This window comes from Acinetobacter bouvetii DSM 14964 = CIP 107468 (assembly GCF_000368865.1).
GTDB lineage: Bacteria > Pseudomonadota > Gammaproteobacteria > Pseudomonadales > Moraxellaceae > Acinetobacter > Acinetobacter bouvetii.
Map to the genome: position 1 here is coordinate 92,523 of NZ_KB849728.1, position 20,565 is coordinate 113,087.

Below are 20,565 nucleotides of genomic sequence, written 5' to 3' on the forward strand. Positions count from 1 at the left end.
CTAATTTTACTGAATTAAAAATTAAAGTATTCAATGATACTATTTAGAGCCTGTCTCTGTCTCTGTCATTTCTTGATTAGAAAAACGCGCGGCGCCCACTTCTTGATCTGGCGCATTAATCCCTTCTTTAGCGACCATGACTTTGACCGTTTTACACATAATCTTAAAATCCAGCCAAATGGACTGATTCTCAACATAGGCCACATCTAAAGCAAATTTCTCTTCCCACGATAAATTATTGCGCCCGCTTACTTGTGCAAGCCCCGTCATGCCGGGTTTCACTTCGTGGCGGCGCATTTGCTCTGCAGTATAATGATCTAGAAAATCTTTCATCTGAGGACGCGGGCCGACAATGCTCATATCGCCTTTCAGCACGTTGATTAACTGAGGCATTTCATCCAGGCTTGTTGACCGCAATTTATGCCCAAACGGCGTAATCCTCTCACCATCAGGCAATGGATTTCCATGTTTATCTACAGCATCCAGCATGGATCGGAATTTAATCATTTTAAAGATTTTGGCATCTTGCCCTGGGCGCTCCTGATAAAAAAATACAGGTGAACCCAGATTTTTGCGCACTTTAAAAACAACGATAAGAAAAATTGGAGAAAGCACAATTAAGGCTATTAAAGACAATACAATATCTATAAAACGTTTCACAAAAATATCCTTTATAACTATAAATTATTTTTTGGAACTATCTAAATAGAAATCCAAATACTGATCCCATACTTTATAACTGCAGAAGTTAGTCTTAGCCCATGTTGATGCATTATTAAAATTATTCAGAAATAATGTTTTATTTAACATTGCTTCATCAATTGCTTGTGAGATACCATCGAAATCTTGAAAATTAAATCTTATTCCAGATATGTTTTGTTCAACACTATCCTTCAACCCGCTAATATCATAACAAAAAGTCGGCACACTACAACATGCAGCCTCTATTGCAACATTGCCAAAACCATCCCTATGCGTTAAAAAAAGATGTAAATCTGCCTGTTGAAAATATTTTTGAGGTTGTTGAGTATGAGAAAAATATTCTACACAATTAAAATCACTAAGAACTTTTTTTAACATATTCTCAGATTCAATATCTTCAACACGTCCTACAATTTTAACACTTAAATTGTCTCTAGACTTCAATCTTGATAAGACTTCATAGATATCAAAAATTCCTTTATCGCGGCACACTCGTCCAATAACCAAAATATTAAAATTATTATCGATATCTTTCTTTACAGGAAAATACTTATCAGTGTTTACACCATTTGAAGAACCTTTCCCAATAACAGCAGCTTGCGATAATGGTAAAATTTTTTCCTCAATATAGTCAATGCGCATTGTATTAGAAATAAAAATTACTTTATCTGATATTCTTAGACAAATTTTATCTAGTAATGCAAAGAACCATCTTTTTTTCCCTTTAAAATTTTCATACGCTCTCCCTCGTACTAATGCAATTCTATTAGGGTGAAAAGCTAAAAATGAAGATAGACTTCCCAATAATAAACCTTTAGGAGAAGAATAAACAACAGCATCAAACCGATTAAAAATAAAGAAAAAAACTAACCTAAAAAGCATATATATATCTTTTACTAAAGATATATTTCTTTCTATGGGAAAAATAATTACTCTCCCAACATTTCTTGATTTTAATTTTTCAGATTCATTTGACCAATTACCACAAACCAATGTGATATCAATTTTTTTTTCATTAGTAAAATATTCTAATTGATCTCGACATAGAATATTAAATTGTGAAGAATCCGTCATTATAAAACAAATTTTTTTCATTACTTAACAACCACATCATGCTTAGAAGATATAGAAGAAGGATTATCAACTCTATCCTTAACAACCTTTGCAGGAAGTCCAGCCATAATAACGTTATCTGGTGTGTTTTTAGTAACAACCGAGTTAGCCCCAATAATATTACCCTTACCAACGATTGTACCTGCAGCAATAACTGAGTGGGCTGCAATCCATGTCCCATACTTAATAACAATTGGCGCCGGATGAGAGCCACCTCTTTTTACTGAACCATCCTTAAATCCATGATTTGTAGATGACATTACAACATAAGGAGCCAATATTACTTCATCTTCAAAAGTAATTCCGCCAACTGCATTCAACCAACAGCCTTTTGCTATATAAACATCCTTTCCAAGTCTAAGTTTATTTATTGATAATAAAGTCACATCCCTACCTATAAGTAACTTTTTAGGTCTGCCTGGCAAAAATAGTGATATTAATAATCCTCGCAATCTAATAATTGGCCCAATATCAGGCAAGAAATTCATTAATAATAAAAAAAACCAAATTGGTAATGCAAATCTAAATTGATAATGAATTTCTTTAAGTAAATTACTCATAAACCTTACTCCAAAAAGATTTCTTCTGTTCAAGCAACTTAGCTTCGCCATATTCATGAGAAACAAATTCTAGATTCTTCAACCCATTAAATTGTCTTAACTCTTCAGCATCACCAAATTTCTCAATTAGGCTAGCCAATTCTTTTATATTATTAGGCTCATACGTAACATCTTTAGCCAGAACTTCGGGTATACCTCCAGCTGTAGAACCAATGCATGGCAAACCAATTGCCATTGCTTCTAGAAGCGATCTAGGCATTCCTTCAGTTAAAGATGGAATAACATAAATATCACCCTGATTTAGAATAGAAAAAATCTTATCTCGATCAGTTAATGCACCATAAAAAACAACATTAATACTGAGTTGCTCTGCTAACGCTTCTAAGGTTTTTTTCTGTGCTCCATCACCAATTAAATGTATTTCAATATTTTCCTGATTTAACAAGTGAATAGCCTGAAGAAGTGATGCATGTCCCTTCTCCCCTTCAAGACGACCTAAGGATACGATCTTGATTTTGTTTTGTACTTTATAATCCAATTTTTTACAATTAATTTCACTGAATTTGAAACTTGAAAAAATAAAACTCGGTCGTTTACTGCTATACAGATCTTTACAATACTGGCTAACAAAACTGTTCGCTTTCGAAAATTTACCTTGAAACCTTGCCAAGCCGTCTAATATATTTGCTAATGCTTTGACCCATAGCTTTTCTCCAATAACACCTATCATGCCTTCTTTTACATTACCTGGATACTCTCTTAAATATGGTTTATTTAATAAAAATAAAAATAACCAAAGAAAATTAGTTGAGTTTCCGCTACGTAATAAAAAAAACTTATGCTTTAATGCAACCTTAAAAATTGCTGCAATAATGAATGGTGATTTTAAAAGAAATTGTTTCATTCCTCTAAAATAAACTAACTTTTCGTAAGAAACATTTTCTCCGTCTACGCGTACCATATCACTAGTGAATGTATCTACATTTTTTACGCGCGCAACAACTGTAACCTGATCAAAATAGTTTAAATAATCACACCAATAAGTATAAGGAAAAGCTAATTTTGTATAAAGCTTACCATCATATTCATAAAACCTATGTTCAAGGCTAACAGCTATTTTTTTCACTTAAACACCATATTTCTTTATCATTGCAAAATTCTTTATTAAAAATAAAAATAAAATTACTAAAAATCCATTCTTAAAAAAGAAAAATAATAAATTATCTGAATCAGCTAAAAGACTCATCAAGCAAAGATTTGACAAAAAAGGAATTAATAATAAATAAGGATCTGACTTACTAATTCGCCTAGTAAAATTATCCATGAACGCTATAAGCGTACTAAACAGTCCAAAAACAAATACAGCAATTATAGGTCCAAAATTTAAGAAGGCTTCACCATAAGCACCATAAATCCTTGAGTTATAAAAATCCTGAAAAACTAGACTTGATTTTTTATCATACAAAATCTCAGATCCAGCTGAGTTTTTAGTATATAAATCAAATTCACCCCATAGCGGTAAAATTTTATTTATTGTTGATAGATATGTCTGACCAAATTTAATGTCATAGAATCCAAAATCATAATACTGATAAAGCATATAAGAATGCAGACCAACTCGTGAAAAGTCATTTAAAAGAATAGTAATTGTTGGATTATCCTCAAAACGTCCAGTATCTTCTAAGGAATATTGCATAGAGAATGCATCTACACCAAAACTCTTATAAATTGAATATAAATTCATAAATAATATTAGAAAAACTAATCCAACAATTAAATGAGTCTTCTTAAGTTTAAAATAATAAATGTGAATTACACCTGCAAACCAAAATAACCCCCAAATCGTATTACTTCTGCTTCCTCTAAAACCACCAAATAAAAGCTTTAATATAAAAAATATTAAAAAAATAGAAATAACAAATAATAATGGATTTTTCAAATTTTCTTTCTTTACGAACAAACACAATGACAATAAAGCTAAAATAGGGAAAGGCTCTGCTAACATGAAAAGCATACCTAAACCATCAAACTCACTTCTATCTTCAGTCCATGTTGTCATGTAACCTGTTATTCCGCCAAACTTAGCATAAACAAGTACCTGACATGCCATTGAAAATAATAGAAAAAAGCAACAAATAAATAAAGCACTTTTCTTTTTTAATTTATAATCTACTTTACTAGTCTCAACTTTTTTTAAAAAAATTAAACCACATATATAATGCAAAACAGCTACAAAAAAATAAAACCAAAAACAAATATAAACCCACTTATTCCAATCTATTTCTTTAGGAGAATAAAATAAATACTGTTTATAATATATTGAAACAATAGGAGATAAAATTAACACCCACACTAGCACTAAAGACACAAAGACATAGGGATGAAATAATGAACCACCTTTTTTCATTCCTAAACTGACTGCCTCTAGCAGACTGAGCATTCCTAAAAAAAATGGTATAGCAATATACACAAAGTCTACACCTACCATTATTGCAGATAATGCACTAGACACTATGCCAAATACAATATTATTTTTATGCACTACTATATTCATTATCTTACGATTGTTCCCATATCAAGAGATTTATCTACAAATGATAGAGCACCAATAATAACATTATCTTCTACAACTATTTTACCCACCACCACACTATTACAATATATAGTAACATTGTCATTTATCTTAGGGTAATAATCCCTCTTATTACCAATCGTAACATTTTGATAAATTGTAAAATTATTACCGATTATACTACCTCCACCAAATACTATTCCAATAGGGTGAGGAACTCTTAAACCATATCCAATTTTACAACCTTTTCCAAAATCTATATTAAAAAATGTGATTAAAAAATTTCGAAATATCCAAAAGAGAAATCCTGGCGAAAATTGGGCACATCTAATAAATAAAGTAACTCTTGTAGCAGGATTGATTAAAAATTTTATAGAATTAGATAATGTGAATATCTTGTAAGACTTCATAAAATCAGATTTCACAGCTTGCCTAAACTTCATTTACTTTATCCTTTAGATAATTAACACATAGATTCACTAATAAAAGAAAAGAAGATATTACTGAAGCATAATATACACCAACATATCCAAAAAACTTAATAAAAATAAAATTCAAAATCGCCACAATAAAAGTATTCATCAATGTTACTTTAAAAATTTTTTTAAACTTCATGCTAGACACATAAAGCATATTTACAAAAACCACTAATGTTTGCATTACCATCGACATCATTATTAAAATTTTTATATCATTAGAAATTACGCCATAGTAATTATATATCTCCTCTAAAACAAAATCACATAAAAACCAAAAACCAGTAATAAATAATAAATTATATATTATAGTTATTTTAAAGACCTTAGATGTATGCTTTCTTATCTTTGGTAAAATAGCTTGATATAACGATGTTAATGGCAACAACATTATTGTTGTAAAATAAGTCAAATACATAAATTCTGCGACTATTCTCTTATCAAAAAAATAATTTAGATAAAATCTAGGTATTGACGTATTAAAACTTATCAAAAACGAGGTTAAAACAAATGGCAAAACACCTATAAAAATTGGTCTGACTTTATCCCAATTGAATTTATACTGTATTTTTGTTAATCTTAAATCAAAAAATGAATATCCAAAAATAAATGCCAAAGGATAAATAAAATATGAATATTTTTCATATCCATATAGATACAAAAAATAAAACATAATTAAAAATAAAGTCAGTTTAATTAATTTTGAATATCCAAAAAGCTGAGACTCACCTTTTCTGACCCATTCTCCATATATTAAATCAGCATTAACTTCAATCAACTTAACTAAAAAAACCATCAATCCAATTAAAAAATAATCATTCTGACTAATAAGAAAAATAATACTTATTGATATGTAAAATAAATTTAAAATCGTTCGTAGCGATTCATATTCGATTAATTGATATTTTTCACTTAAATCCGCACTATACACACTTTTAAAATTAAATGCACAAAATATAGCTAATGGTGTAAAAAATGCTAAAAAATATGAAAACGAACCAGCCTCATTAATCCCAACATATTTTGATAAAAAAACTAATATTAGCCACTGCATTGCAGCAAATGCAACACTTCCTCCCACATGTGCTATTATTTTATATAATTTCATCAATAACTACGCCAAATTACTTTTTAATATTTAATCCAAATTCAAAAAAATTAATAATAGTATTACTCAACACTACTCACATACCAGCGCATGGCCAATTGAATGCCTTCGACAATTTTAAACTGTGGCGCATAGCCCAGGCCTTGCTCAATTTTGGCAATGCTGGCTTGTGAATGACGTACATCACCCGCACGGAATTCACGGTACACAGGATCACGGTCAAATTGAACATCATTTTCAGCAAGCGCCACTTGAATGGCACGGTATAACTCATTGAGCGTGGTACGGTCACCCACTGCCACGTTGTACACCTGATTTTTTGCTTCATCCGATGCTGTCGCGGCTAAAATATTGGCTTGAACAGTGTTGTCAATAAAGCAGAAATCACGGCTGGTTTCACCATCACCATTAATGAAGACTTCTTCACCATCAATCATCGATGCCGTCCATTTCGGAATCACTGCCGCATAAGCACCATTTGGATCTTGGCGTTGACCAAACACGTTAAAGTAACGCAGGCCAATTGCTTTAAATCCGTATGCACGTGCAAATACATCGGCATAAAGCTCATTCACATACTTTGTTACCGCATAAGGTGAAAGCGGATTGCCGATATTCTCTTCCACTTTTGGCAATGCAGGATGGTCACCATAGGTTGAACTGCTGGCTGCATAAGTAAAGCTGGCAACACCTGCATCACGTGCCGCAGTGAGCATGTTTAAGAAACCACTGATATTGGTTTCATTAGTGGTAATTGGATCGGCAATGGAACGCGGTACAGAGCCCAACGCTGCTTCATGCAAGACATAATCCACACCTGCACAGGCTTTTTGGCAGTCTGCAAGATTTCGAATATCGCCTTCAATAAAATGGAAATTCGCCCATTGCTCAGCAGTGACTAAGCTTTGCACTTCATCCAAATTATGCTGATGTCCTGTGGCAAAGTTATCTAAACCGATCACGGTTTGATTGAGCTTAAGTAAAGTTTCTAAAAGGTTTGAGCCAATAAAGCCTGCAACACCAGTGATTAACCAATTTTTTGGTTTTTGATTTAATTGCTCACATATAGCTTGATATTGGCTCATTCTCTTCTTTTTCCTTAAAATTATAAACGAATGTCAGATTCGGCTTGAGATAACACATATTTCAAGTCATACAAAATATGTGCTCCTTTACCCAATGCACGAATTTTCTCAGCACCCATTTCTTTAAACTGCTCATGCGCAACGGCCAGAATCACCGCATCATATTTGTCATTTTCTAAACTTGAAATTGGGCTAATCCCATATTCATGCTCAGCTTCAGCTGCGTCTACCCAAGGGTCATAAACATCGACATTAGCATTGTATTCTTTCAGCTCATTCACAATATCAATGATGCGGGTATTACGAATATCTGGGCAGTTTTCTTTAAAGCTTAAGCCTAAAATCAGCACTTTAGCATCTTCAACTTGAATGCGTTTTTTCAGCATCGCTTTAACCAGCTGAGTCACTACATAAGCACCCATGCCATCATTCAGACGGCGGCCCGCTAAGATAATTTCTGGGTGATAACCAATGGCTTGTGCTTTATGGGTTAAGTAGTACGGGTCAACACCGATACAGTGACCACCCACTAGACCCGGACGGAATGGTAAGAAGTTCCATTTGGTGCCCGCAGCCTTCAGTACTGCTTCAGTATCAATACCCATTTTATTGAAGATCAATGCTAATTCATTAATCAGCGCAATGTTGACGTCACGCTGTGTGTTCTCAATAACTTTAGCCGCTTCAGCAACTTTAATGCTAGTTGCTTTGTGCGTACCTGCTTCAATAATTAAGTTATAAACTTGGTCTACATATTCAGCCACTTCAGGTGTTGAACCTGAGGTGATTTTAAGAATATTGGTCACGCGGTGCAGTTTGTCACCTGGGTTAATACGCTCCGGACTATAGCCTGCATAGAAATCTTTATTAAATACCAGTTCTGAATTTTTTTCTAAAACTGGAATGCACACTTCTTCAGTCGCACCTGGATATACCGTAGATTCATATACCACGATATCGCCTTTTTTTAACACTTTAGCAATACTTTCCGACGCTTTTACTAAGGGTGTTAAATCTGGTTGCTTATATTCATCAATTGGCGTTGGTACAGTCACAATGAAAAAATTACAATCATGCAGTTGCTGTAAATCAGTAGTATAGCTTAACTGTGTTGCTTGCTTTAATTCATCAGGTGAAACTTCTAAAGTATGGTCCTGCCCACTTTGTAATTCATCTATACGTTTTTGATGGATATCAAAACCAACGACTGGAATTTTTTTACCAAATTCCACGGCCAGTGGTAAACCCACGTAACCTAGTCCAATAATTGCTATTTTCAATTCAGAAAGCTGTAACATTCCACGAAGCCTTATGTTATGTATTTATGTCTATAATCAAATAAATAAAAAAACCGCGCCTAATATAACAGATATTATTTTATTATTTCTATTCATGAAGAAATTAATTACATTTTTTAATAGTAAAAACATCATTTTTTATTTTGATACTCTGTTACCAAAATCAACTTTTGTTTGCATCTAAAAAACTGAATTGCGTATTAAAATTCGCAATAATTCTATGATCTTCTTCAACTTTCTCTTTGACTTTTAATAATGCGTCAATCCCAGTATTTCCTGAAATCTTAATACTTTCAAGATTAATATTTTCTTTAATTTAATTATTATAAAATGATTGTGTCGGTGCAAAATGATAATTTGCCAAGGCACGTGTTAATTTACGGTTTGCTTCCTCAGGCCATGGCGAATAAATATCCCCCGTACGCAAGCCTGCCTCAACATACCCAATTTTTACTTTATGATAATATGCTCCAAAGAAGCGGCAAAAGACGTTGCAGTGTCCCCATGCACCAAAACAACATCCGGCAGTCACTCTGCAAATACAGTTTCTAGCCCTTTTAAACACCACAAACCACATCAATAATGTGTTTGAACAAGCTTCATCAAATTAAAATCAAAGCTTTAAATTAAAAGGTTCCAATACCTGATCTAATATTTGACAGTACTGACCAGTTACACATACTTTTGTGTCAAAATTCAACTGCTGCTGTAATTCTAATGCTAAAGGAGCCATTTTAATTGCTTCCGGCCGTGTTCCAAAAACACGGAGAACTTTTTGTACGTCAAATCCTTATCTAAATTTATAGTAAATGAATTAAGCGACCAAGATTCTAATAATATTATCAAACCCAATATTAAGCCTCATTATTAATTCTGCTAAATCCACACATTTTATTACATTTAATTTATTGAAAAGATCACCCTGAACCTCTAGTAGAAATTTTAAAAAAATATAAATATTAACCATCTAAATCAAAAGCTTATGAACTATTAAATCCAGAAACATATTTTAATAATATAGAAATTAATGCATCTTTATTCTTTTCATCCAAACACAATCTTTCTAATTCATTAAATGTATTCATAACTTCAGCAAAAGAATAAAAAACTTCAAATGACTTTAAAATCCGTTCATGATCTGTTTGTTCTACATTATCTGCATCAATTAATAACTCTTCATACAGTTTTTCACCTGGCCTTAGCCCTGTAAACTGAATGGCAATATCCCCTATTCCCTGATCATCAACAGGATAGAAGCCGCTTAAACGGATCATCTGCTTCGCTAAATCAACAATTTTAACCGGCTCGCCCATATCCAGCAAAAACACATCACCGCCTGTACCCATTGCGCCCGCCTGAATCACCAGCTGCGCCGCTTCAGGGATAGTCATAAAGTAACGCGTCACATCAGGATGAGTCACCGTTACAGGGCCGCCTTTAGCAATCTGCTTTTTAAATAAAGGCACGACGGACCCCGAAGACCCCAGCACATTGCCAAAACGCACGATGCTGATTTGGGTTTTAGGCTGTGTAGAAGCCAATCCTTGACAGTACAGCTCCGCCATGCGCTTAGACGCGCCCATGATATTGGTCGGGCGCACCGCTTTATCCGTAGAAATCAGAACAAAAGTTTCAACATTTTGACTGACTGCCGCATCGACACTGCGCGCTGTACCAATGGATGTATTATAAATGCCCTCAAATGGATTCGCCTCGACCAAAGGGACATGCTTATACGCAGCTGCATGGTAAACAGTCTGTACTGCATACTGCTGCAATATACGTTCCAATTTTTGCTGATTTGTGACCGAACCCAATACAGGAACCACCTGAGTGCCTTTGTCTTGCAATTCTCGGTCAATCGAATACAGGGCAAACTCAGACATCTCAAACAGCACCAGCATTTTTGGCTGATGCTTGACAATCTGGCGGCAAAGCTCAGAGCCAATTGACCCCCCTGCCCCAGTCACCATCACCACTTTATTTTTAATATTCTTTTCAAGCAATTCAGGCTTAGGCGGAACTGGATCACGGCCCAGCAAGTCAATAATATCCACTTCCTTAATATCAGATACACTGACCTGACCATCCACCAGCTGCGTCACGCCTGGCAGTTCCATGATTTTGACATCAGCGGATTCAAAAGACTCAATAATATCTTTTTTCCGCGCACGGCCAACGGAAGGCATCGCCAGTAAAATTTCTTCTATGCCAAAGCTGCCGAGTTTATTCGCTGCGCGTTTAGGCGGGTAAATTTTCAATCCGCTTAAAGACTGGCCATGCAGCGAAGCTTTGTCATCGATGAAGCACACCGGCAAATAATCGTCTGAGCGCTTTAAGGCTTCTGCAATCTGCTGTCCGGCCAAGCCTGCGCCATAGATGGCAACCCGCTTGCGGTTCTGCCTTTTCGCAAAAGTTTTCAGCGTGGCATAACGTATCACCGCACGGCTCCACCACATCCATGAAAACAGCACAAAACCGTACATGAGCGGAATACTCATGGGAATAAAGGCCAGATCCAGCTTTTTAATGGCATATAAGCCAACAATTTGGATGAATACCGCAATGGAAATGCGCAGCAGATAATCTTCGTTAAACGAGCGCACAATGGCGCTGTAAACACTTAATAAAGCAAAAACCGCAACGCCAAAAAAACCGACATAGATGTACCAAAAATCCAGCCCTTGCATGACCGGAACATTGGGCTTGGCTAGGCGAATGGCATACACCAGCCACATCATCAGCGGCAAGACACAAAGATCCATCACCGCCAGAACAATTTGTTTTTGGCGGCGCGGCAAAGATGCGATTAATCGAATTAAGTCTTTCACAAAGGGCTCGAAGGGAGTTTAAGTGACATCAAAGCGCAATTATACGCCATCAGCGTTTGATATACGCGTAATTACGGTTTGAATAGCATCAACAGTTTTCGTCAAGCTGCCATTGCTTAACGTCGGATGAACCAAAAACATTAAACTGGTTTCGCCCATATGCTGCGCATTTTTTAGGCGCTCTGCCGGACGCCAGGGCGTATTGTCAAAGGCATGCTCTAAATAAACTTCGGAACACGACCCGCTAAAGCAGGGCACGCCTAAAGCAGAAATTTCATTCATCATGCGGTCACGCGACCAGCCTTCCGGCAGCTGCTCCGTATTCACCTGCACATAGCACTTATATGCAGCATGCATGTATTCTTCAGTAGGCTGATACACCGTTACATAAGGCGTATTTTCAAACGCTTTATAAATTCGCTGCATGTTTTCATTGCGGACTTTGGTCCATTCAGCCATCTTTTTCAGCTGCATGCGGCCAATGACAGCCTGCATTTCCATCATGCGCCAGTTGGTGCCAAAAGAATCATGCAGCCAGCGGAATCCCGGCGGATGCTGTTTGTTGTAAATGCTGTCAAAGTTTTTACCGTGGTCTTTATAAGACCACATTTTTTTCCACAGCGCTTCGTTATCGGTTGTAACCATACCGCCTTCACCGCCCGTGGTCATGATTTTATCCTGGCAAAAAGACCATGCGCCAATATGTCCAATAGAACCCGCAGACTTGCCTTTGTATTTTGCGCCATGCGCCTGCGCGCAATCCTCAATCACGTAAATGCCTTTTTCTTCAGCCAGCTGCATGATTGGATCCATATCGCACATCCAGCCTGCTAAATGCACACAGATAATGGCTTTGGTGTTCGGCGTTAAAACGGCTTCAATGGTCCGTGCAGAAATATTCTGTGAGTCCAATTCCACATCGGCAAATACAGGGTTCGCGCCAGCCGTCACAATGGAGCTGGCAGAAGCTAAAAATGTGCGGGAGGTGACAATCACATCATCGCCAGCGCCAATACCTAAAGCTTTTAATGCGGCATCCAATGCCACAGTGCCGTTGGCTAAAGCCACTGCATATTCTGTCTCTGCAAATGCAGCAAATTCTTTTTCAAATTCACGGCATTCCTGACCCGTCCAATAGTTCACCTTATTCGACAGCAATACTTGAGAAACAGCATCAGCTTCTTCTTGCGTAAAGCTTGGCCATGGTTCAAATGCAGTGTTTAACATATTCAATTCCTAGATAAGATTTTAAAAATCTTTATTTCTTCTCTAAAATTCGGGCAGGATTGCCGACTACCGTCACGCCTGCAGGAACATTTTTCGTCACCACCGCGCCCATGCCAATCACAGCGCCTTTGCCTATGACTAGCGGCTTGTCTGGCGTGCCCTGCTTAATCACCGCGCCTGTGCCAATATAAGCATGGTCTTCAATATGAATATTGCCATTGCACTTTACGCCTGGGGCAAATGTCACATAATCGCCAATGACACAGTCATGTTCAACATAGCTATATAAGTTGGCATGGAAACATTTACCAATTTTGATATTGGAGGTAATGATGACAAAAGGGCTCAATGCAGCGCCGGCTCCAACAGAGACATCATCCATAGTGACGGTATTATTTGCCTTAATTGACCAAAGTGCAATTTGGTCCTGTTCCAGTTTATTTGCCAGCATTTCACGGATTTTGCCGTTTGCGATGGCAATTAAAACAAATTTATTTTCCGCAGCGATCTGTTTAAAATCGTCATAATTTAAGGCGCGATGACCATTCACCATTGCCGGCGCTTTTAGACCATCATCAATAAAAACGATCTCAGCCTTTATTTTCAATCTCGCCAACTGTTCTCTGGCAACAGGCATCAAACTGCGTCCGCAACCGGATGCACCATAAATTGCATACAGTTCAGTCATGGTGCTGATCCTGCTTTGTGCCCGTAAACTTAGTCATAGTGGCCTCACCTTCAGCACTGATATCTTCTTTTGCAATCACTTTCTGAACGGTTTTCAGCATGATTTTAAAATCCAGCACAGTGGACTGATTTTCCACATACCATGTGTCCAGCTTGAATTTTTCTTCCCAGCCAATGGCATTGCGGCCATTCACTTGCGCATGGCCGGTCATCCCAGGACGCACATCATGGCGCTTTGCCTGCTCTTCATTATACAAAGGCAGGTATTCCATCAAGAGCGGACGCGGGCCAACCACGCTCATATCGCCTTTGATCACATTCCACAGTTCAGGCATTTCATCCAAACTGCTGGAACGCAGCATTTTGCCGAATGGCGTTAACCGCTCGCTGTCCGGCAGCGGGTTTCCTTGCTCATCCGCCGCATCTTTCATGGTGCGGAATTTGATCATTTCAAAGGGCTTGCCATTTAAGCCCGGACGCACTTGCCGGAACAGCACCGGTGAGCCTAAATTCTTCTTCACCTTATAAGCAACAAAAGCATAGAGCGGTGACAGCAGAATAAGCGCAATTGAAGCAATGACGATGTCTAATAAACGTTTAAGCATTTAGATTAATCCCATTTCCGTCATCATATGTTTATTCACTTCATGCACATCATACTTAGTCAAAGCAATTTCCCTGGAGCGTTGACCCATTTTTTCAGCAAGCTCGGGATCATCAATAAACTTACGCATGGCCTCAACCAAGCTTTCAACAGATTTGACAGGAACTAAATAGCCATTTTCCCCATCCACAACAGTTTCACGGCATCCTGGCGCATCTGTGGTAATAATTGCGCGGCCCATTGCCATAGCCTCTAAAACCGTACGCGGCGTGCCTTCACGGTATGAAGGCAGCACATATATAGAACTCTCGGCAATTGCAGGACGGACATCCGACAATTTACCCCAATAATTGATGGTCTTATCGGCCACCCAGTGATCCAGCTCGTGCTGAGAAATGGCAGCGGGATTTTCATCAATCCAGCCCACCAAATTAAATTCCACTTCAGGATTTGACTGTTTAATGATTGCCGCTGCGGCCGCAAATTCCCTGACACCTTTATCACCCAATAAACGGGCAATCAGCAAAAAAGAAATTCTAATTTGATGGGTATTATCTAAGGGCAAAGGCACAACATTAAAATCTGAAACATTCACGCCAGACCCGTTTACTACAACAGCTGGGGTCGCCTGAGTAATTAAATTCAGCTGTTTAAAAAGCGCCAAGTCATCAGGATTTTGAAAAAATGCTTTGGAACTGCGGACAAGCGCTTGCCGGTACAAACCATGCACCAGCTTTTGAAAAATACTGCGGCCGCCTTCGGCTTCTACATTTTGAAATGCATAGCCCAAGCCTGTAATTAATGCGAACCTCTGCGGAACTTTAGCCAGCCATGCGGCAAGAGTTCCGTAAATAACCGGTTTGATCGTATAGGCAAGCACATAATCCGGCTTTATTTTTGTAATGATTGCACGCATAGCCCAAAGTGTTTTCAAGTCCGCTATCGGATTCGTGCCTGTTCGCTGCATAGGTATTGCATGCACATAATAGCCAAAATTTTCCAGTTGCTTATGCTCTGCGGCAAACTGCTCTAAATCTGGCGACAAGATATGAATTTCAAAGCCTTGCGCATGTATAGCCTCTAACAACTTTCCACGGAAATTTAAAACTGAAGGAAGGTAGCTAGAAATTATACAAAAAACCATTTTACATGCACCATAAAATCTAAATTAATGACTTCTACCCCTCAGATTATAAGCCGTTACAGATGACAAAATCCAAATAATACATCGAATAAAAAGAGAAAACGTCCAGCCATTGTGAGCATCTAAAGTATAGAGTTATGCTGAAGACTATTTATTTTATTAAAATAGATATGACAATCAATTATATAACAAAAAAGCCTGCATAACTTTATACAGACAGGCCCGCATCAGCCCTTTCATAGCTGCAAACTGCAATTCCCTGCTTTGAAAGCGGCGGCACACGGGGAATGCTGAATAATAAAAAGGGGAAATAAAAGAAGTATCAACAAATGTTAAAAACACCCCAGCAAGCATCTAAAAATGATTTACCTCCTATAGGATTAATGCTGCTGAAAATTCATTTACCAGCATTACCCTTATAAAGATTTAACCATTGAGTTAAAATATATTTCCAATCAAAACTTTCCGCTTTAGGATAAACCCAATTCTTCTGCACACTATGCAATGAATTTTCTATCATTTGGGCAAGCGCTTCAGGTTTTCCTATTTCGACCAAATTGGATTGAAGCAATTCAACAGCGCCATCCGTTGCAGTTGCTGCAATTGGACGCTCGCATAACATAGCCTCTAATATTGCAAGCCCAAATCCTTCCCATGCTGATGAAGAAACAAATACATCACTAGCATTTAAAAGCGCTGTAATATCATTTCTGATTCCAAGAAATTGCAGGCGATTTTCTATGCCCAAGACATTTGCCAAATTTTCCATTTCTTGTTTTTTCGGACCATCGCCTACGATTAATAAAAATGCATTTTTTTCTTTTTCCGCAACAATCTTAAATGCTTTTAATAAGGTTGGATAATCTTTTGGAGTATCTATCCGTCCAATCGTCATAATGATTTTTGCATCATCAGCAATTTTCAGCTGCTGGCGGGTGCTTGCCCTTAAATCCGGATCATATTTATAGCGGTTTGAATCAATGCCATTATAAACGGTCATGATTTTTTTATTTTTAACCGCCCCTGCCTGCATTAAGGCCCTTGAAGCATTATCGCTTACATTGGTATGCACATCGCATAAATTTTCCGTCAAGGCGTAAGTGGCCATGCGCAGCCGCCCTCCTTCAAAATTGGAATGAGAGCTGCAAATAACCCGAACGCTTTTTCTGAAAAGTTTAACCAAACGCGCCATAATATTGGCATGGAACATGTGCGCATGAATGACATCAGGCTGCACCTGATCTACCAGCTTCAGCAATGAATAGATCGACTTAAAAGCCGAAATTCCAGAACTCAGCGGTATTTTATACAGCTTAATATTTTGATGAACTGGCCTTCTTACGATATCTCCAGTGAAATAAACCAGACAGACTTCCTGACCGGATTCATATAATTTATCCGCAAGTTCACACACAACTTTTTCTGCCCCTCCCATTCCTAAACCAGTAATCAGCAACATCACTTTCATTTTTGCTTACCTTTTAAATGGAAGAAAATCATCGAAAATGCAAGCAGGCACTGAAAAATATAGCTGATAATCAATGTATAAATTCCACCGGTCAGTCCATACTGTGGAATATACAAGTATGAAACGAACAGCGTTAAAATTAATAAGGCTGAAAATAAGTATACCTGCTGCTTGATAATGCCGATGGCTGTCAATGTATACCCCAATACAGTGGACAGATAGAGCGCTAGGCCCGCGCACATGATTAAGATTAATTCTCTTTCATAAACAGCATATGCATTTCCATAGATTAAATTTAAAATGTATTCGCCTAAGATTACACTTGCAATAATCACGAGGACACCGAGCCCCCCCGCAATTGCTAAAGCGGTCATTAAATATTTTTTAAAATCAGCTATGTTTGTATTCCAGGCGCTAGTAATTTTAGGGCTAAGATACTGGCAAATAGAATTAATAAAAATACTGCCGACAATGATGAAATAACTCAGCACAGTAAAAATACCGACAGATTCAATTCCAGAATATTTATTTAAAAACAATCTGGGAATTGTACTTTGCAGTGTCACGATCCCCAAAGAGATTCCCATAGGAATAGCAGAACGGAGAATGCTGAGGTTTAAATTGAAAGAATGAATTTCCTTGGTTTTTAATATATATAAATTATCTAAAAATACCCAAACAAAAAAATAAACGCTTAAAAATAAAACTAAAGAGGTGTGAAAGTCAAAATAATACAGCCCTGCAAAAACAGCTACAATAGAAAATAAACCCTTAAAAAACAATGATTTACTTATTAATTTGGTTTTATCATGAGCATTATAGTAAGCATAGATGATATCTGAATATGATTCAAAAAACTTCAGCAGGCTTACCAGCAGCAAAACCCAAAAGGATAGATGAGAAGCCAATCCCCAAATTAAACAGCAAATCAACGCTAAAAAAGAAGCGATTATTCTTAAATAATAAAATTGCGAATATGCATATTTTTTCTGGCTATTTACATCCAAAATATACAAAGGCCTCAGCTGTAAATTGCTAATCGCAAATAATGGCGCCGCGATGGCCAAGGCCAATGAATATTGCCCCAAATTATCCTGACTGGTTAACCGGGCGAATAGAATTAAAATAACCCACTGAGAAAAGGCAAATACAAAATTTCCACCAATAAGCCATTTTGCCTTTCCCAGCAAGTTTTTTACTTCTTTCATCTTATTTATGCAAATTTAACATACCAAGGCATAGCAATTTTAATGCCCTGCTTGATATTAAAATCAGGCTTAAATTGCAAATATTTCTCTATTTTTTCTATACTTGCTTGTGAGTGGCGGACATCACCCGCGCGAAACTCTCTATAAACCGGGTCTTTTAAATACACTATCCCATTTTCATTTAATGCAGATTTAATCTCATTAAACAATTCATTCAATGTGGTCCGATCTCCGACCGCGACATTGTATACCTGATCTTTCGCATCATCTGAAGCTGTGGCTGCCAAAATATTTGCTTGCACAGTGTTATCAATAAAGCAGAAATCACGGCTGGTTTCACCATCACCATTAATAAATACATCATCGCCGGCAATCATGGCTGCCGTCCACTTTGGAATTACAGCGGCATAAGCCCCATTCGGGTCTTGACGTTTGCCAAAGACATTAAAGTAGCGCAGGCCAATAGTTTTAAAACCGTATGTACGCGCAAAAACACTTGCATACAGTTCATTCACGTATTTTGTCACAGCATAAGGTGACAGCGGATTGCCAATGTTTTCTTCCACTTTCGGCAATGCAGGATGATCCCCATAGGTCGAACTGCTGGCCGCATAGGTAAAGCTTTTCACTTCGGCATCACGCGCCGCTGTCAGCATATTCAGAAAACCGCTGATATTGGTTTCATTGGTGGCGATAGGATCTGCAATCGAACGCGGCACAGAACCCAATGCAGCCTCATGCAGCACATAATCCACCCCGGCGCAGGCTTTTTGGCAAGTGTCAAACTGACGGATATCGCCTTCAATGAATTTGAATTTCGCCCATTGCTCTTTCGACACCAAGCCTTGAACTTCATCCAGATTATATTGATGGCCTGTCGCGAAGTTATCCAGACCGACAACGTTTTGATTCAACTTCAGCAAGGTTTCAAGCAAATTTGAACCAATAAAGCCTGCTACGCCTGTCACGAGCCACGTTTTAGGAGCTTGCTGCAACTGCATGCAGACGGTTTCAAAAGTATTCATGATCTTTCCTTTCAGCACGCTTATAAACGGATATCTGATTCAGCCTCTGACAGGACATATTTCAGATCATACAGCACATGTTCAGCCTTGCCCAAAGCGCGGATTTCTGCCGCGCCCATCGCTTTAAACTGCTCATGCGCAACCGCTAAAATCACAGCATCATATTGGCCTTGCTCAACCGTTTGAATCGGCTGAATGCCGTACTCATGCTCCGCTTCAGCCGCATCCACCCAAGGGTCATGCACATCTACATTGACATGATATTCTTTCAGTTCATTCACAATATCAATAATGCGGGTATTGCGGATATCCGGGCAGTTTTCTTTAAAGCTTAAGCCTAAAATCAAGACTTTGGCATCTTCAACCTGAATGCGTTTTTTCAGCATGGCTTTGACCAGCTGGGTCACCACATAAGCGCCCATGCCGTCATTTAAACGGCGGCCCGCTAAAATAATTTCCGGGTTATAACCTATGGCCTGCGCCTTATGGGTTAAATAGTACGGGTCAACGCCAATACAGTGACCGCCCACCAAACCGGGGCGAAACGGCAGAAAATTCCATTTTGTGCCGGCAGCATTTAACACGGCTTCAGTATCAATGCCCATTTTATTAAAAATCAGCGCCAGCTCATTAATTAAAGCAATATTGACATCACGCTGCGTGTTCTCAATCACTTTCGCCGCTTCTGCTACTTTGATACTGGCCGCTTTATGCGTGCCTGCTTCAATAATCAAGTTGTAAACTTGATCGACATATTCGGCAACTTCTGGCGTTGAGCCAGAAGTGATTTTCAGAATATTGGTGACACGGTGCAATTTATCACCGGGATTGATCCGCTCAGGGCTGTAGCCTGCATAAAAATCTTGATTGAAGCTAAGTCCTGAGTTTTTTTCTAAAACAGGAATGCACACTTCTTCTGTCGCGCCAGGATAGACGGTTGACTCATAAACCACGATATCGCCTTTTTTCAGCACTTTAGCAATGCTCTCTGAGGCTTTGACCAAAGGGCTTAAATCAGGCTGCTTGTATTCATCAATTGGCGTTGGCACGGTCACAATGAAAAAATTGCAGCCGCTCAGCTGCTGCAAATCAGTGGTATAGCTTAAAAAAGCCGCTTGTTTTAATTCTTCTGGAGATACTTCTAAAGTATGGTCCTGTCCGCTCTGCAACTCATCAATGCGTTTTTGATGGATATCAAAGCCAACCACTGGCACCTGTTTTCCAAACTCGACCGCTAACGGCAAACCAACATAACCTAGCCCAATAATTGCTATTTTCAGTTCAGATAGTTGTAACATATAAAGCCTGTGCCATCGATGTATTGTGATTCATCGTTACGTTGTAAAGAGCCTTATAATATAGCAGAAATCAGATCTAAATGATGTTGTAAAATATTATGAAAATTCAAAATCCCGAACCCTGCAAACTGTTGAAATCCGCCAAAGAATGAGAACCCG

The 20,565-nt window shown here is 37.9% G+C and carries 18 protein-coding genes and 1 pseudogene; all 19 read right to left on the reverse strand.

The window, feature by feature from the left end:
- Positions 1-39: 39 nt before the first annotated feature.
- The 19 genes and pseudogenes from F941_RS13325 to tviB (F941_RS13415) all read right to left on the reverse strand — a co-directional run bounded on the left by F941_RS13325 (position 40) and on the right by tviB (F941_RS13415) (position 20,406).
- Complete coding sequence (locus F941_RS13325; protein WP_005012226.1) at positions 40-660, reverse strand: sugar transferase; 621 nt, start codon at positions 658-660, stop codon at positions 40-42.
- 24 nt (positions 661-684) lie between these two features.
- On the reverse strand, positions 685-1,776 hold the full coding sequence (locus tag F941_RS13330) for a glycosyltransferase (RefSeq protein ID WP_228128353.1): 1,092 nt from the start codon (positions 1,774-1,776) through the stop codon (positions 685-687).
- 20 nt (positions 1,777-1,796) lie between these two features.
- Positions 1,797-2,375: an acyltransferase gene (locus F941_RS13335; RefSeq protein ID WP_005012232.1), complete on the reverse strand. Its 579-nt coding sequence runs from the start codon at positions 2,373-2,375 to the stop codon at positions 1,797-1,799.
- Positions 2,368-3,501, reverse strand: coding sequence for a glycosyltransferase (locus tag F941_RS13340; RefSeq protein ID WP_005012233.1), 1,134 nt, complete (start codon positions 3,499-3,501; stop codon positions 2,368-2,370). Before F941_RS13340 ends, F941_RS13335 begins: the two co-directional genes overlap by 8 nt.
- Positions 3,502-4,929: an O-antigen polymerase gene (locus F941_RS13345; protein ID WP_005012234.1), complete on the reverse strand. Its 1,428-nt coding sequence runs from the start codon at positions 4,927-4,929 to the stop codon at positions 3,502-3,504.
- Positions 4,929-5,390, reverse strand: coding sequence for an LbetaH domain-containing protein (locus tag F941_RS13350; RefSeq protein WP_005012235.1), 462 nt, complete (start codon positions 5,388-5,390; stop codon positions 4,929-4,931). The genes F941_RS13345 and F941_RS13350 overlap by 1 nt, the downstream gene beginning before the upstream one ends.
- Positions 5,380-6,531 carry a lipopolysaccharide biosynthesis protein gene (locus F941_RS13355; protein ID WP_005012236.1) on the reverse strand — a complete coding sequence of 384 codons (1,152 nt, stop codon included), beginning with the start codon at positions 6,529-6,531 and terminating at the stop codon, positions 5,380-5,382. Before F941_RS13355 ends, F941_RS13350 begins: the two co-directional genes overlap by 11 nt.
- 62 nt (positions 6,532-6,593) lie before the next feature.
- Positions 6,594-7,616, reverse strand: coding sequence for an NAD-dependent epimerase/dehydratase family protein (locus F941_RS13360; protein WP_005012239.1), 1,023 nt, complete (start codon positions 7,614-7,616; stop codon positions 6,594-6,596).
- A gap of 20 nt (positions 7,617-7,636) precedes the next feature.
- Positions 7,637-8,914, reverse strand: coding sequence for a Vi polysaccharide biosynthesis UDP-N-acetylglucosamine C-6 dehydrogenase TviB (gene tviB, locus F941_RS13365; protein WP_005012242.1), 1,278 nt, complete (start codon positions 8,912-8,914; stop codon positions 7,637-7,639).
- Positions 8,915-9,083: 169 nt separating this feature from the next.
- Positions 9,084-9,647: pseudogene (locus F941_RS16295) on the reverse strand (UDP-N-acetylglucosamine 2-epimerase); the annotation flags it as partial.
- 247 nt (positions 9,648-9,894) lie between these two features.
- Positions 9,895-11,745 (reverse strand): polysaccharide biosynthesis protein, encoded by a 1,851-nt coding sequence (locus F941_RS13375; RefSeq protein ID WP_005012243.1) that lies wholly within the window; start codon positions 11,743-11,745, stop codon positions 9,895-9,897.
- 39 nt (positions 11,746-11,784) lie between these two features.
- Complete coding sequence (locus F941_RS13380; RefSeq protein ID WP_005012245.1) at positions 11,785-12,972, reverse strand: DegT/DnrJ/EryC1/StrS family aminotransferase; 1,188 nt, start codon at positions 12,970-12,972, stop codon at positions 11,785-11,787.
- A 31-nt stretch (positions 12,973-13,003) separates the two neighbouring features.
- Positions 13,004-13,660, reverse strand: coding sequence for a NeuD/PglB/VioB family sugar acetyltransferase (locus F941_RS13385; protein ID WP_005012246.1), 657 nt, complete (start codon positions 13,658-13,660; stop codon positions 13,004-13,006).
- A complete protein-coding gene (locus F941_RS13390; RefSeq protein WP_005012251.1) occupies positions 13,653-14,264 on the reverse strand; it encodes a sugar transferase in 612 nt (203 codons plus the stop codon). The genes F941_RS13385 and F941_RS13390 overlap by 8 nt, the downstream gene beginning before the upstream one ends.
- Positions 14,265-15,407, reverse strand: a complete 1,143-nt coding sequence (locus F941_RS13395) for a glycosyltransferase family 4 protein (RefSeq protein WP_005012253.1) — start codon at positions 15,405-15,407, stop codon at positions 14,265-14,267. It abuts the gene before it with no gap.
- Positions 15,408-15,804: 397 nt separating this feature from the next.
- Positions 15,805-16,875: a glycosyltransferase gene (locus tag F941_RS13400; protein ID WP_005012254.1), complete on the reverse strand. Its 1,071-nt coding sequence runs from the start codon at positions 16,873-16,875 to the stop codon at positions 15,805-15,807.
- Positions 16,872-18,083 (reverse strand): MATE family efflux transporter, encoded by a 1,212-nt coding sequence (locus F941_RS13405; RefSeq protein WP_005012258.1) that lies wholly within the window; start codon positions 18,081-18,083, stop codon positions 16,872-16,874. The genes F941_RS13400 and F941_RS13405 overlap by 4 nt, the downstream gene beginning before the upstream one ends.
- A gap of 5 nt (positions 18,084-18,088) precedes the next feature.
- A complete protein-coding gene (locus tag F941_RS13410; protein ID WP_005012259.1) occupies positions 18,089-19,108 on the reverse strand; it encodes an NAD-dependent epimerase/dehydratase family protein in 1,020 nt (339 codons plus the stop codon).
- Between the two features lie 20 nt (positions 19,109-19,128).
- Positions 19,129-20,406, reverse strand: coding sequence for a Vi polysaccharide biosynthesis UDP-N-acetylglucosamine C-6 dehydrogenase TviB (gene tviB, locus F941_RS13415; protein ID WP_005012260.1), 1,278 nt, complete (start codon positions 20,404-20,406; stop codon positions 19,129-19,131).
- Between the last annotated feature and the right edge of the window lie 159 nt (positions 20,407-20,565).